At 27.3% G+C, this 14,609-nt stretch carries 17 protein-coding genes; 14 read left to right on the forward strand and 3 right to left on the reverse strand.

What is annotated here, in order from left to right; all coding sequences use genetic code 11:
* The first annotated feature begins 126 nt into the window (after positions 1-126).
* Positions 127-1,281: a tryptophan--tRNA ligase gene (gene trpS / locus PF569_09965; protein MDA3856558.1), complete on the forward strand. Its 1,155-nt coding sequence runs from the start codon at positions 127-129 to the stop codon at positions 1,279-1,281.
* A gap of 109 nt (positions 1,282-1,390) precedes the next feature.
* On the opposite strand, the gene PF569_09970 is transcribed toward trpS, so the two are convergent.
* Positions 1,391-1,906 (reverse strand): class IV adenylate cyclase, encoded by a 516-nt coding sequence (locus PF569_09970; GenBank protein MDA3856559.1) that lies wholly within the window; start codon positions 1,904-1,906, stop codon positions 1,391-1,393.
* A 260-nt stretch (positions 1,907-2,166) separates the two neighbouring features.
* Here PF569_09970 and PF569_09975 point away from each other — a divergent pair, with 260 nt between their 5' ends.
* Positions 2,167-2,412, forward strand: a complete 246-nt coding sequence (locus tag PF569_09975) for a hypothetical protein (GenBank protein MDA3856560.1) — start codon at positions 2,167-2,169, stop codon at positions 2,410-2,412.
* On the opposite strand, the gene PF569_09980 is transcribed toward PF569_09975, so the two are convergent.
* On the reverse strand, positions 2,409-3,800 hold the full coding sequence (locus PF569_09980) for an A24 family peptidase (GenBank protein MDA3856561.1): 1,392 nt from the start codon (positions 3,798-3,800) through the stop codon (positions 2,409-2,411). The two genes, PF569_09975 and PF569_09980, sit on opposite strands and share 4 nt — an antisense overlap.
* A 59-nt stretch (positions 3,801-3,859) precedes the next feature.
* Positions 3,860-4,099, reverse strand: a complete 240-nt coding sequence (locus PF569_09985) for a hypothetical protein (GenBank protein MDA3856562.1) — start codon at positions 4,097-4,099, stop codon at positions 3,860-3,862.
* Between the two features lie 128 nt (positions 4,100-4,227).
* Here PF569_09985 and PF569_09990 point away from each other — a divergent pair, with 128 nt between their 5' ends.
* The 12 genes from PF569_09990 to PF569_10045 all read left to right on the forward strand — a co-directional run bounded on the left by PF569_09990 (position 4,228) and on the right by PF569_10045 (position 14,589).
* A complete protein-coding gene (locus PF569_09990; GenBank protein MDA3856563.1) occupies positions 4,228-4,929 on the forward strand; it encodes a ribosome assembly factor SBDS in 702 nt (233 codons plus the stop codon).
* A gap of 66 nt (positions 4,930-4,995) precedes the next feature.
* On the forward strand, positions 4,996-7,119 hold the full coding sequence (locus PF569_09995) for an ATP-binding protein (protein MDA3856564.1): 2,124 nt from the start codon (positions 4,996-4,998) through the stop codon (positions 7,117-7,119).
* An 84-nt stretch (positions 7,120-7,203) separates the two neighbouring features.
* The gene (locus tag PF569_10000) at positions 7,204-7,797 is read left to right on the forward strand and encodes a hypothetical protein (GenBank protein MDA3856565.1); all 594 of its coding nucleotides are present in this window, start codon (positions 7,204-7,206) and stop codon (positions 7,795-7,797) included.
* 303 nt (positions 7,798-8,100) lie between these two features.
* Positions 8,101-9,111: an ATP-binding cassette domain-containing protein gene (locus PF569_10005; protein MDA3856566.1), complete on the forward strand. Its 1,011-nt coding sequence runs from the start codon at positions 8,101-8,103 to the stop codon at positions 9,109-9,111.
* Between the two features lie 2 nt (positions 9,112-9,113).
* Positions 9,114-9,773 carry an isochorismatase family protein gene (locus PF569_10010; protein MDA3856567.1) on the forward strand — a complete coding sequence of 220 codons (660 nt, stop codon included), beginning with the start codon at positions 9,114-9,116 and terminating at the stop codon, positions 9,771-9,773.
* A 2-nt stretch (positions 9,774-9,775) separates the two neighbouring features.
* Positions 9,776-10,351 carry an ABC-2 family transporter protein gene (locus PF569_10015; protein ID MDA3856568.1) on the forward strand — a complete coding sequence of 192 codons (576 nt, stop codon included), beginning with the start codon at positions 9,776-9,778 and terminating at the stop codon, positions 10,349-10,351.
* A 25-nt stretch (positions 10,352-10,376) separates the two neighbouring features.
* A complete protein-coding gene (locus PF569_10020; protein ID MDA3856569.1) occupies positions 10,377-10,616 on the forward strand; it encodes an ABC-2 family transporter protein in 240 nt (79 codons plus the stop codon).
* Between the two features lie 12 nt (positions 10,617-10,628).
* Entirely contained in the window at positions 10,629-11,315 is a 687-nt protein-coding gene (locus tag PF569_10025; GenBank protein MDA3856570.1) for an ABC-2 family transporter protein, read from the forward strand.
* 2 nt (positions 11,316-11,317) lie between these two features.
* Positions 11,318-12,115, forward strand: coding sequence for a hypothetical protein (locus tag PF569_10030; GenBank protein ID MDA3856571.1), 798 nt, complete (start codon positions 11,318-11,320; stop codon positions 12,113-12,115).
* A gap of 42 nt (positions 12,116-12,157) precedes the next feature.
* Entirely contained in the window at positions 12,158-13,948 is a 1,791-nt protein-coding gene (locus tag PF569_10035) for an ATPase, T2SS/T4P/T4SS family (protein MDA3856572.1), read from the forward strand.
* A 58-nt stretch (positions 13,949-14,006) separates the two neighbouring features.
* Positions 14,007-14,246 (forward strand): hypothetical protein, encoded by a 240-nt coding sequence (locus PF569_10040; protein ID MDA3856573.1) that lies wholly within the window; start codon positions 14,007-14,009, stop codon positions 14,244-14,246.
* Positions 14,236-14,589, forward strand: a complete 354-nt coding sequence (locus tag PF569_10045; protein MDA3856574.1) for a type II toxin-antitoxin system PemK/MazF family toxin — start codon at positions 14,236-14,238, stop codon at positions 14,587-14,589. The genes PF569_10040 and PF569_10045 overlap by 11 nt, the downstream gene beginning before the upstream one ends.
* The last annotated feature ends 20 nt before the right edge of the window (positions 14,590-14,609 follow it).

Raw genomic sequence — 14,609 nt, forward strand, 5'->3', positions numbered from 1 at the left:
ATTTATTACTTATTTGCTGAAGTAACTATTAAATATAAATAAATTAGAAATAATTATTTGGTGTTTTTTTAGGATTTAAATATTTGGAAGGATAAGATTTAAAAAGTAAAAAGAATCAAATATAGTATGAGTGAGCAAAAAGTTACACCTTGGGATGTTGATGGGAAGGTTGATTATGATAAATTGATTAAGGAATTTGGAGTAAAATGTTTATCTGATAAAATTAAAAATGAGATAAAGGAACTTTCAGAGAAAAAAGGAATTCCATATCATATTTATTTGAAGAGGGAGTTGTTTTTTTCACATAGGGAATTTGATAAGGCTCTTGAAGCGCATAAAGAAGGAAAACCTTTCTTTTTGTATACTGGCCGTTCTCCTGGAGGGAGTATGCATATTGCACATTTGATTCCTTTTATGTTTACTAAATATTTGCAAGATATTTTTGATTGTAATTTATACATTCAAATACCTGATGATGAGAAGTTTTTGTTTAAGAAAGATTTGACACTTGAGAAAGTTGAAGAGATGACAAAGTCTGATTTATTAGATATTAGTGCAATTGGTTTTAATCCTGATAAGACATTTATTTTTAGAAATACTGAGTATATGAGTAGAATGTATCCTCTTTATTTGAGAACTGCAAAGAAGATTACTTTTTCTCAAGCAAGAAATACTTTTGGTTTTCAGAATGATTCTAATATCGGTATGATTAATTATCCTGCACTTCAGATTGTTCCAACTTTTTTTGAGAAAGGAATTTGTGTTATTCCTATGGGTATTGATCAAGATCCATTTTTTAGATTACAACGAGATATTGCTAAAGGATTAGGTTATGAGAAAAATGTTAATATTCATTCAAAATTTTTATCTTCTTTGACAGGACCAGAAGGGAAAATGTCAGCATCTAATGCTGATAAAGCAATTTTACTTACAGATGTTCCTTTGGTTGTTAAAAAGAAAGTAAATAAGTATGCATTCTCTGGAGGAAGAGCAACTTTAGAGGAGCATAGGGAGAAAGGTGGGGATACTTTAGTTGATGTTTCTTATCAATGGTTGTATTATTTACTTGAGGAAGATGATTCTGAGATTGCAAGAATTAAGGAAGAATATGAATCAGGAAGAATGCTTTCAGGTGAAATTAAAAGTATTTTGATTGAAAAAATTAATTCTTACATTGAAGTTCATAATAAGAATAAAGAGAAAGCTTTGAAGAATAAGTTGCTTGATAAGTATATGTATACAGGGAAATTAGCTAAATCTATGTGGAATAAAAATTTCTAATTTGATAATATAATATCATACACTCTTTGAGAAAGTTATTTTGGTTTACAATTAAAGTTAGGGAGAACTTGTGAAATGGAGCGATAGTATAACGCAGAAACCAGCCTGTTTATTTTTCTAATAATAAATCACTATAAGAAACTGAAATTAAATCATCTTTTGAAATTTGAAATAAATCAAGATAAAACTGACATTGTTTTAGTAATTTATTTTTTCCAATAGTCTCATTTTTATCAATTGCTTCAATTTCAACAAAAGTTCCTAAATCTTCAACTGTATCAACATGGAATTTAACATTATCAATAAAATAGATTTCTCTTTGTTTATCAACAATCACTAAAATTCCAAGTGCTTTTGTGAGTAATTCTTTTAATGTTGAATCTGGTGCTGATTTGAAAAGAATTATTTTAGATTGTTTTGGTCCTTCTTTGTCTTCACGATTATAATGTATTAAATTATTTTCAATATTTCCTTCTCGTAATTTCAATCGACCAAAATTAACTTTAAAATATGTATCGATTTGATGGTCAGTACCTTTAAACTCAGCATTCTTTGATTTCAAAATTTCTCTAATTTTGTTTTGATTGTTAGATTTTGCTTTAATTTCAAAGTTTTGAATTATCATATATTGATTTGATTTTATTGATTTAAATAATTTTCTAATCTGCATTATACGTCCCGAAAGAAGTGTGAGCCTGCAAGGCAGGGTCGAGAGAATCGTTTTTCTTCTAAATGATAACTTTTATCACTACTATTACTTCTTTCTTCACAAATTTTTTGGAGTTTATACAATCTATCTTAATTTACTTGCAAATCGAACTTTTTTATATTTTTTATTACGAAACCTTTAAAAGTCTAGTAATTTATATTTATTTACATAGAAAAATGGTAAAGATAAAAAATTTGATTTTAATACTTGTGATTTTTGCCTTTATTTTTAGTGGTTGTGCTCCTAAAGTTGATACTGGTCAAGTTGATAAACTTGTTATTGAGAGTGATGAGTTAGATACTAATATGGGAGAAGATGATGTTTTAGATACTACTTTGGATAATCAAAGTGAGATTGAGACAGTTATTGGTGAAGATTTAGATATTGTTGAAGATGATATTGAATTAGGTAATTTAATTTAAATTAATATTGTTATAATAAATCCAATAAATAAAGGTGGTAAGAATGCAAGACCATCTTTTACATATATTTTTTTGAGTTCTTTGTGTTTTTTTGAGAGTGTTTTTAGATTTTCTAATTGTTTTTCATTGATTCCAAGTTTGAAGTCATTAATGGTGTATATTACTTTATTTTTGATTTTTATATCTTGAGCAATCCAATCTCCATATGTTACATTGTTTAAGTCTATTTGTTTTATGAACATGTGTCCTTCAATTTTTCTTAGAATTTTTACAAAGAAATAAACTGGTATTAATAATAGTAATATTAGTGTTGTAGTATTTTTTGTTATTGCAAATAGGATTGGTGGGATTAATAAGTTAATTGCAAAGTAGATGTATTCAGATTTTTTGAATGTAATCTTGATTTTTTTGAAGTTTTTTGTGTAATAGTATATTAACATTAAAATTCCAATTACTGCACCTACAAAGAATGATATCAATAAAAATTTAAATAGAAATCCAAGTATTTCTATATTTGTTTCATTTATTGAGATTATTTTTAAAATGTAGAGTAAATAGTTTAATATTACTAATATTGAGTATGGTAGTATCTTTCTTAGGTATATAGATTTATCATTTTCTTTTATTTGCTCATTTAGTATGTGGATGTGTTCTTTTGTTAGTCCATCTTTTGAGTCTTCATAATTTATTATTGTTTTATTGTTTTCAATAATTGAACTGTCAGGAATTTCATTTTCTTTTAGATTTTTTATTTTTTTAGTTATTTTAAAGTATATTGAATGAAAACAATCTTCATCTCCAAAGAATATCAGGAGAAATGATGCAAAACCAATTAATATTAATATGAAATTTGAATAGTGAAAATATAGTCCTATTAGTAATAAAAATATTATTGTAAATAATGTGAATCTTGATTTGAACATTTTAAAATTTTTAGACTTTATTATTTGAAGTATTATTAATAAGAGAAAAATTCCGTCAAGTATTAGTATGTAGTTTCTAAGTGATTCTAAAAATAATTTAAATATCGTTGCAGAAAATGTTGTTAGGTTTGTGAATATTAAGTAAAGGGTTTCTTCTTTGTTTATAAAATTTCTAAGGTAGTATATGCTTGCAGAGAATCCTATTAAAAATTTAGCGTCTCCTCCTCCCCAAATTCCTATGTAATAAAGAAGTGAGCCTAGAGCAAAACCTATTAAAATTCCAAATCCTGTATATTTTATTGGGTCAAGAGTTGAGTTTATCATACTATCAAATATTGCAATTATTATTATTAGAAATGCTAAAGAGTAGTTTATGTAATCATATACTTCTCTTTTTTTTATGTCTTCAATTGATGCTATTAGAAATGTTGCAATAACTATAGATAATACTATATATTCTATCATTTAATATTAATATTCATTAGAATTGTTTAAAAAGATTTGTTTTCTATTTAAGAAAGAATTTAATCTTCACTATATATATTGTATAGTGAGTATCCCATTAAAAAAAGGGAACTTAATGTTGAAGTATAATATCCTATCATTGGGATTGCAATTTCTTCTATTTGAATTAGGTTTAATATTGTTGTTGTGTTTAAAACAAACATTATAAATCCTACACCTAGAAAAAAGTGTCCTATTGTTTTTTTATTCCATGGGAATTCGTCATCTAATTTTTTAGTAATTGTTTTATGATGTTTCATTTTTTTCTTATTTTAAGTATTAATTATGTTATCTCTTTAAAAATGTTTTTATTAATGTTAAGGTGTATTTGTTTTCATTTACTTTTAGTATACTAAGTTTTATATATGTGTTCGATTTAGGTTACTATATGGTTAAGGTTGATGAAGCATTTGAAGTAAGATATAAGAAGGGAGGAAATCAATTTGAAGTTTTGGTTGACTTCGAGAAATTAAATGAGTACAAGAAAAAACATTATGCTATTAGTGTTTATGATGTTTTAGCAGATGTTAAAATATTTAAGGATCAGAAAAAAGGAGATGTTGCATCTGAGATTTTGTTGAAGGAGTCATTTAGAGGACTTTCTGAAGATGAGATTTTAGAAGAGATTTTACTTAGAGGAGAGTGTCAAATTCCTACTTCTTATACTAATAAACTTCGTGAAGAAAAGAAGATGCAAGTAGTAAATTATATTGTTGAGAATGCAGTTAATCCTGCTACAAAAGGAAAGTATACTGCTTCAATGATTGAGAGTGAGATTAATAAACTTAAATTTAATTTTGATCCATATATAATTTTTGAAAATCAATCCGAAGAAGTTTTGAAGGGTTTAAAAAAAGTTATTGCTATTTCTATTGATAAAATAGTGTTAGAGGTCGAAATTCCTCCAAAATATTTAGGTTCTTTTTATGGTCCTTTTAGAAAGTTCGGTAAAATTCTGAAAGAATATTATGATAGGAATGGAAATTTAAAAATTAAACTTGAAATTACTGAATCATTACAAGATAAAGTGATTGATTATATTAAACATCATACTAGTGGTGAAGGAAGTTACTTTATTTCTAAGGATTAATTTTTATATACTTTTTTTTTATACAAACAAAATTTATAAAGGGTCTAGCTTTAATTTTTATATAAAATGCTTGCAAGATTATTTGGTAAATCTAATACCTATAAATTTAGGATTGAAATTTTTGGTGATATTAAGACTTTTGATTTTTTAAAAGTTGAACATCATGATGATGAAGAAGTTTTAACTCAAGTTTATAATATTACAAGGGATGGAGAGAAACTGATAGGAGATTGTAAAATTATTGGTTATAGAGATTCTGGAGTTTTGAAAAATATTAGAACTCCTTTTACTAATGATGCAAAAATTGATTTGGCAGATGATGATTTTATTGAAGATACTGTTGGTTTAACTAGGGATAGTGATGCTTTTATTGGAGTTCTTGAACATCACCCTAATTTGAGAATTAATCTTGATTTGAAAAAAACAATTACAAAACATATTGCTATTCTTGCAAAGTCAGGAGCTGGTAAGTCATATACAGTAGGAGTTTTACTTGAAGAGGTTATTAAGAAGAATATTCCTATTGTAATTCTTGATCCTCATAATGAGTACGCAACTATTAAGTATCCTAATACTGATAAGAGAGATATGAAGAGAATGGATAAATTTGGTATTAAATCTCAAGGTTTTTTAAATCAAATTAAGGAGTATTCTCCTGATACTAATGTTAATCCTCAATGTGAGCCAATTACACTTGATTTGAACTCTCTAAAGCCTCAAGATTTGATTGAGTCACTTCCTCAAAAGTTATCTCCTGCTCAACAAGGTCTTATGTTTAATGTTTTAAGTTCTTTGAATAACAGAGTTAATTTTGATGAACTTATTTTCACAATTTCTAATGAAGAGTCAAATTCTAAATGGTCACTTATTACTCTTCTTGAAGAATTGAAGAAGTTGAGAGTTTATTCAACTAATCCTACTCCACTAAATGAGATTGTAAAACATAAAAGAGCATCAATTATTTCACTTAAGGGAGTTGAACCTTATGTTCAGGAGACTTTTGTATCTGGACTTATTAAATCTTTATTTGAAGCAAGAAAGAAGGAAGAAATACCTCCCTTTTTACTTGTTTTAGAGGAAGCTCATAATTTTTGTCCTGAGAGAAGTTTTGGAGAACTTAAGACTTCAAAGATTATTAGAACTATTGCTGGAGAAGGTCGTAAGTTTGGAGTTGGACTTTGTGTGATTTCACAAAGGCCTGCAAAAGTTGATAAAAATGTAGTTTCGCAGTGTTCTACGCAGATTATTTTAAAAATTACAAATCCAAATGATATTAAATCAGTTATTTCATCTTCAGAAGGAGTTGATTCAGATTCAGAAAATGAGATTCAGAAGTTAAATATTGGAACTTGTCTTTTAACTGGAGTTATTGATATTCCTTTGAAAGTTAATATTAGACCTAGAATTTCTAAACATGGTGGAGAAACAATAGATATTACTTTACCTTATGAAGTTGAGGATGCTGATAAAAGAAGAAGTGATGAGGATGTTGTAAATAATATTTCTTTTGGAGGAGATGTTGAAGAGACTCGTGAAGAAAGTAGACAAAGGGAAAGAGTTGTTAAAAAAGAAGCTATTGCTATGGCTGAGTCTAAAAAAGCTGAGAATAATGAGTTTTTACAATATGTTGCTCCTGAGGTTGAAATTGAGGATGCAAAGGTTTTGCTTGATTCAAATGATATTGAGACTCAACTTGTTTCAGGTGTGATGATTAAGATGAGGACTAATGATAATAAAGATGTTAGTATTTTGTTTGATAAGGTTAATAAAAAAGTTATTAAGAAAATTTTTCCTTTTGAGGGTTATGATGCAGATGAGAGTATTACACAAATGGCTGGGAGTGAGAAGAAGTTATTTAAGACTATTTTGACTCTTAGTGATAAGTTCAATCCTGCTGAGCTTTTGATTAAGACTGATATGATGTTTAATGAGATTTTAAGAGTTTGTGATTCTCTTGCAAATAAAGGTTTACTTAAGAAGAAGGATAGAGATTTCGAATTAGTTAATGTTGGTTTTGCTAAACATTTGGGTGATTGTAATTTTTATGGTAATCAAAAGTTTGAAGAAGTTTCTTATGATAAGATGTATGAAGAGAAGATTTCTAATTCAAAAGTTGAGGAGTTATTTTCGATGTTTGGAACTGTTGAGAATATGAAAGATATTTTTATTTTAAGATATGTAGGGAAATAAAATTAATTTTATTTTTTGAGTTGTTAACTTTATAGTGATTAATTTTAGAAACATTTATATATCTAAACTTATTTGATTTGGGTTATGAGTACAAAAGAGAAAAAGGTATTATATGCAATTTCCATGAGACATGATGATAGCAGGGTTCTAGGAGTCAGAGATAAAACTAATTATTTAAAAATGGTTTCAGGAGGAGATGGAAATATAGGATTAGATTGTCCAATTGAGTATGATGGAGTTTCTAGATGCGATATAGGAACAGCTAAAGAGATTCTACTAGATGTTGCTGAAAGAAATAAATCTATAATTGATAATTCAAATGGGTTAGCGAAAGTTGAGCCATTAATTATTAGAAGAAACTTAAGAATGCTTGAATTAGCGCTTAACAAAGGAGAACTATCTTTTGGTGTGAAATATGATCAATTATTAAATGAACAAACGTATGGTCTTTCTGAATTTTTTGTCTATCGTGTCGGTCGAGATCAGCTATGGGGTTTAAAAGTCAGCCCTGAACCTGTAAGTGCAAGTTTGGTTAGAAGAATGCTGAATGAGTATGATGTAAATACACACTCGTTAGTTAGGGTGCCAGAAGATTGTGATGAAGCAAGTAGATTAGTAAGACATAATGGTCCAGTTTTTTTAACTTATTCAAAATCTTTACATAAAATTCAAGATTGAATTATCTATTTCAATTCCTTTTCGGGAAACTGAATAAATTTGATTAATTCATCAAAGAATAATAAATCATATTCAATTATACTATCTTCTAGTATGTTTAGGATTTTCTGCATATTCTGACCTATTTCATTTGGATCTTTTCCTAGAAGGTATACTATTGCATTGTATTTTCCTTCTAGTTTTGCACTTTATATATGTGATAGTATAAGTAACAAACTCAAGGAATTTTCAATTCCTAAGCTTTAGTGAACTTAAAAGTTACAAAATTTTAAAAAAGAAATAAACATAATTTATATTAGATAAATGAACAAAAATATAATAGAAGTAAAGAATTTAAGAAAAGTATTCAAGGTTCCTAAAAAATCAAAAGATTTGTCTTGGATGAAGAAGAGACTTTCTTGGGTTTATAGAGAATGGGAAGAAAAAGTTGCTGTAGTTGATATTGATTTGGAGATTAAAGAAGGTGAGATTTTAGGTTATTTAGGACCTAATGGTGCTGGTAAGTCTACAACTATTAAAATGCTTACAGGAATTCTACATCCTACTCTAGGAGATATTAAAGTCTTTGGAAATTTAAATCCAGTAAAAGATAGGAATGAATATACTCAACAAATTGGTGTGGTATTTGGTCAGAGAAGTATTTTAGCTTATGATATTCCTGTTAAGGATTCTTTTAGATTATTCAAAGCTATTTATGGACTTAGTGAGGAGTTTTATCAAGAGAGGGTTGAATACTTGGTTAAGATGCTTGGAATTGAAGAGTTTTTCGAGAGACCTTATAGGATGCTTTCTTTAGGTGAGAAGATGAGATGTGAGCTTGCAGCTTCATTTTTGCATAAACCTAAGATTGTGTTTTTAGATGAGCCTACAATTGGTCTTGATGCTTCGGCTAAAATTGCGATTAGAAAGTTTTTGAGAAAGATTAATCGTGAAGAAGGTGTAACTATTATGATTACAACTCATGATATGGATGATATTGAAGAACTTTGTTCGAGAATTGTTTTAATTGATGAAGGAATAGTTGCTTATGAAGGCTCACTTAATAAGTTTAAGGAGAAATATTCGGATTGGAAGAGAGTTAGTTTTTATTATAAAAAAGTTCATGACAAGGCTAAGTTGGAAAGATTAAGAAAGAATTTAGATGTGATTGAGGAGATTGATTATAATATTACAATTAAAATTCCTGCAAATGATTCTTTAGGTAAATACTTGTCTCAAATTGTAGAGAGTGTTGAGATTATTGATTTGACTATTCAAGAGCCAAAATTAGAAAATATAGTAGCAAAAATTTATGAGACTAGAAAGGGTATGTAAAAATGTTATTTAATAAATCTAAATTGGAGTGGGTAGATTTGAGGGTTGAACAAGATTTTCAAAAATTGTTTAATCTGACAAATCAAGGCAAAAATTTTGCAGTTGTAAGTATAGATATGCAGAATAAATTTTTGAAATGGATTTATCCTAGTTATAAACAAAAAATTTTATTTAAATATCATTCTAAAATTAAATCTTTGTGTAGAGTTAATGAAATTGATTTTTTAGAAATAGAATATTTTGGAGCTTACAGAAATGTATTAAAAGATAAGGAAAGTTTGGTTTTTAATAAGACATCTGATTCAGTAGCATTTAACAGTGATTTTATGAATTATTTGACAATGAATAAAATTAGAGATTTATATGTTATAGGAATTAATAGAAATAATTGTGTTTTGACTTCGATTTGTCATTTAAAGGAAAGTGGATATAATATTTATACTTCTATTTTAGGAACAGGTTCAAATGTTGGGGATTATGATTCATATAAAAAAAAACAAGATACAAGAACTTTTATTAATGGTTATGCTGATTTTTATAGGGAGAATAATACAAGTAATTATACTCTTAGAAATAATTTAGATTTATTGCTTAAAAAAGGAGTTAAAATATTAGATTATAATGTAGATAAGTTTATTGGAGAAGATGAGGTAGCAGCATAAAAATGGTTAAAAGTAAAGGTGTACAAATTTATCCCTCATATCATAAGTATGTTGAATATTTTAAGATAGGATTTAAAAAATCTATTGAGTATAAATCGTATTTGATAGGAACGATTACTACACCATTTTTTATGGGAGTTTTTTTTTATTTTATTTGGCAGTATATTTTCGAGATTAAAGGAGGAGGAGACCCTAATTTTTTAATAGGAGGTTTTACTTTTGCAGAGATGATTGTGTATTTAGTTATTGGTCTTTTGATTAATACTGCAAGGGCTAGTGATATTTCAGATAGGATTTCACAGATGATTAAGTCAGGAGATATTGCAATTATGCTTTGTAGGCCAGTTAATTTTGTTAAGAGTTTGCTTGCAGATAGTTTTGGTTCAAGAATTATTAATATTGGAATGTTTTTTTTCTTACTTTTAGGAATTACTAAAATTGCTGGGATTCCATATCCTCCTGCAGGAATATTTACATTATTTATAGTTTATGGATTTTTGCTTATATTTTTTGATATTGTAATTAATGTTATGATTGGTGGACTTGCTTTCTGGCTAACAGAGATTTGGGGGGGTTAGGGCTTCAATTCAACAAATTTTATGGATTTTATCAGGTAGAGCTTTACCACTGAGTTTATTTCCTACATGGATGCTTGGATTTTTGAGATGGACTCCATTTTTTTATTTGGAATTTACATTTGCGAGTATTTATTTAGGAAAATTAGGATTTCAAGAAGCTCTTAGAGCAATGGGAATATTTGCAATATGGATTATAATTATGGTTGTTTTGATGAGAATGTTATACAGTAGAGGATTTAGCAAATTAACCTCATTTGGAGGATAGATAGGAGATATTATGGAATTTAAAGTTAAACCTTTTGGAATTGGTAGATATTGGGATTATTTGAAAGTAATTTTTTTTATTATGTATAAGAGACTTCTAGAGTATAAAGCAAACTTTTGGAGCTCTTGGCCACTTGAATTAATTTATTTTATTTCTATGATTTTTTTTTATAGAGTAATCTTTGATAATTTTGAGAGTGGTTTGTTTTGGACATTTGAAGATTTTATTTTACATATGATTCTTGCAGCTTTGCTTTTTGGAATTGGAGGTATATTTATGTGGAAGGAGCTACTTTTCGAATTTATTAAATCAGGTGAATTGAATCAGTTTTTAGTAAGACCTATGAATAGGATTTATCTGTTTTATACTTCGTCATTAGCTTCTCCAGCAGTTGTTTTTATACTTACTGATATTATTGCATTAATTTTCTTCTTTTTATATTTTGATATACATACGGAGAGAATTTTTTTTAGTTTTTTAGTAAGCATTCTTATTTTATTATTTTATTTAGTAATTTATTTTTTCATGTTATTTCCAATATTTTTTATTGGTACTTTACTTATTCCAATTTTAAGAGGATATGATGTTTGGAGAATAGAATTACAATTTAGTATTTTGATTGGTTTAATAATTTTATTTTTTAGTTTGACAAGAGTTATGTGGCATTATGGTCTAAAGAAATATGAGGTGTTTGGATGAGAATGGAAGTATTTCGAAAAAGATCAATATTAATGAAATATTTGGAGATATATCATATTAAAATTGTTCTTGCATTAAAAAGATCTAAGGAATATAAAATTAATTTTTGGATGATGACTTTTTTTGATTTAACTTTATTATTAACAACATTATTATTTTTTTATACTTTAAAAGGTTTTATTGGAGAAGTTATAAATTGGAATATGTTTGATTTTTTTGTATATTTTACTTTAGATCTTATCTCTTGGAAAGTTTTATGGCAACATAATTTGAGAGATTTTCCAAATAGATTATTGCAGGGAGAATTAAATGATACTCTCATGAGGCCAGTTAATATTTATTTTATGAGTTCAATAAAACTTGTTAGTGGAAATAATTTAGTTTCATCAATATTTATGATTTCTTATTTAATTCCTATTATGATTATGTTTTATACTAATTTCTATTTAGCATGGTTAGTGATTATATTTTCATGGTTTTATTTTATGGCATTTGCAAATTTTTTAGATTCATTTTCTTTCTTTTTCAAACGAGTTGAGATGTTAATTGATGTACCTTACAGATTAAATTCAGTTACAAAGAGATTTACGCCAAAACTTTTTGAAAATTTTTCATTGTTTGGAGTTATTTATTTGATGCCTGCTGCAGTTCATGCATTTTTTATAATTGAGATCATGAAGGGAAATTCGCAAATTTTTTTTGATTTTTTTAATCTTATATTTGGAAGTTTTATATTTTTTATATTTGGAACTTTTGTTTTATGGCATTATGGTTTAAAGAAATATGAGGCTTTAGGATAATTTAATGAGTACCTTTAAAAATTTATAATTCTTTATCTTTTCATGGTTAACAAATATGCTATAACTATTAATGCTTTTTTAGAAGGTATTTTAGTAAAATTAATTGAAGAAGATTTGAATATTGACGAATTGTATCTGCCAAGATTCTTTGTTTCTTATTTTGAAGAGTTAAAAAGAAATTCCGTTTTGAGAGGTAATATTGGGTTAAATGAGTTAAGTTTAATTAAAGAACTCTCAATAAAGAAGAAATTTAAGGTTGTATTTTTTGGTGAGAGTAGTGTTAGGTCTGAAAATATCGAAGTTAAGTGTAGGGAGGGTTATATGAGTTTAGAATCTGATCTTGTTGTTCTTGTTGCAAGTGATGAGGAAAAAAAGGTATATGATTTATTTGATATAAAAACTCAAGTTTTAAGTGTGAATACTAAAATGAAGAATCCTTTGAAAGTTTTTTTTGATAAAGAGACGATGTCAGTTCATATTAAAGAGAGAGATTTTGTTTATTTGAAGAAAGGATCACCTATGAAGATAGATTTCGTAAAATCAAAGACTAAACTAGATAATGCAAAAATTGTAAAATTAATTGATGAGGTTTTAGAGTTTGCGAGATTAAATGAGAGTTCTTATATTGAAAAAGATAGTGGTAATGTAGTCTTAGCTCAAATTGAAGATATAAGAGTAGTTATTGTACGCCCTCCTCTTTCTGAAGGTTATGAAATCACAGCAGTAAGACCTATTGAGAAATTAATCTTGGATGATTATAAACTTGATGAGAAGATAATCTCAAAACTAGATATAGCAGAAGGTGTTTTAATTTCCGGAAGTCCTGGTTCAGGAAAGTCAACATTTTGCCAAGCTCTAGCTGAACATCTAGCAGATTTAGAAAAGATTGTAAAAACTATTGAGTCTCCTAGAGATCTTCAATTGAGTGAGAGAATTACTCAGTTCTCATTATCGCATTCACAAAAAGGAGATTTGGCAAATATTTTACTTCTCTCAAGGCCAGATTATTCAATTTATGATGAGGTTAGGAATCCAGAGGATATTGAACTATATTCAGATTTAAGACTTGCAGGTGTTGGTATGGTAGGAGTAATTCATGCAACAAAGCCAATTGATAGTATACATAGATTAATAGGTAAAATTGAGATGGGAATGATTCCTCAAATTGTTGATACTGTGATTTTTATGAAGAAGGGTGCAATTGAAAAAATTCTAGTCTTGGAATCTACTGTTAAGGTGCCATCAGGAATGCAAGAGGCAGATCTTGCAAGGCCTGTAATTGAGATTAAAGATTATATGACAAATGTTTTAGAGTATGAGATTTACACTTATGGTGAACAAACAGTTGTATTTGAGCTTTCAAAGATTACAAAAAAGACAAAGGATAGTAGCGCTCAAAAGATTGCAAAGGAACATATAGAAAAAGAATTAAAAAAACTTGATCTACCTGAATTTGAATTTGAGTTCGAGAGTGATAATAGAATAAAACTTAAAATTCCTGAAAAGTTTGCCCCAGAAATAATAGGTAGAGAAGGGAAGAATATTGATGCGCTCGAGAAGAAGATAGGTATCAAGATTTCAATAGAAAAACTATCTATAGCGAAAAAAGAGCTTAAAGATGTAAATTTTTCTATTCAGCAGACAAAGACAAATATAGTATTTAATCTAAAGTCACAGATAAACTATTATGAAATGTTTCATGGAGGAGATGTAATTGCTTCAGGAAATGTTGGAAGACAGGGAGCTCTAAGAGTTAAGAGGAAGTCTTATAGCGGAAAGCTTTTAGAGAATCTTTTAGATAATGGAGAAATTATAACTATTAAGGGTATTTGAGTAATATATTGATTTAATCAATCGATAAATTTATAACTATAGTTTAACTATAGTTGATATGACTACGACTATTCAAATAAGTGAAGATTTAAGGAATCAACTTAAAAAATATAAGAAGTCTTCAAAAGAGACTTATGAGGATATTATAAAAGAATTAATTTCAGAAAAAGAGAATTCAAAAAAAAATGAAATTGAAATTTTAAGGGAAGGATATTGTGGGATGTATGGATTGTCTAACAAGATAAATGATGATTTTGAGAATTTAGATTTGAAAGGAATAGATAAGAATGAGTATTGAAATCAGAAGAGGAGAAATCGTTCTTGTAAATTTAGATCCTGTTATTGGAAGTGAACAAGGAAAAACTAGGCCAGTTTTAGTTATACAAAATGATGTAGGGAATGAATTTAGTCCAACAATAATTATTGCATCAATTACATCAAGAGTATTTGAAAAAGAATATTTAACAAATGTATTTCTAAGTTTAAAGATTTCAGAATTGGATAAAGATTCTACTGTGTTATTGAATCAGATTAGAACTATTGATAAAAAAAGAATAATTAAGAAATTGGGAAGTTTAAATGTTAATTATATGAAAAAAGTTGATAGAGCATTAATTAAGAGTTTAGCTATTGATGTTTAACTTTTTAATAAAGTTTATAT

It is taken from the genome of Candidatus Woesearchaeota archaeon, assembly GCA_027858315.1.
Lineage (GTDB): Archaea > Nanobdellota > Nanobdellia > Woesearchaeales > UBA583 > UBA583.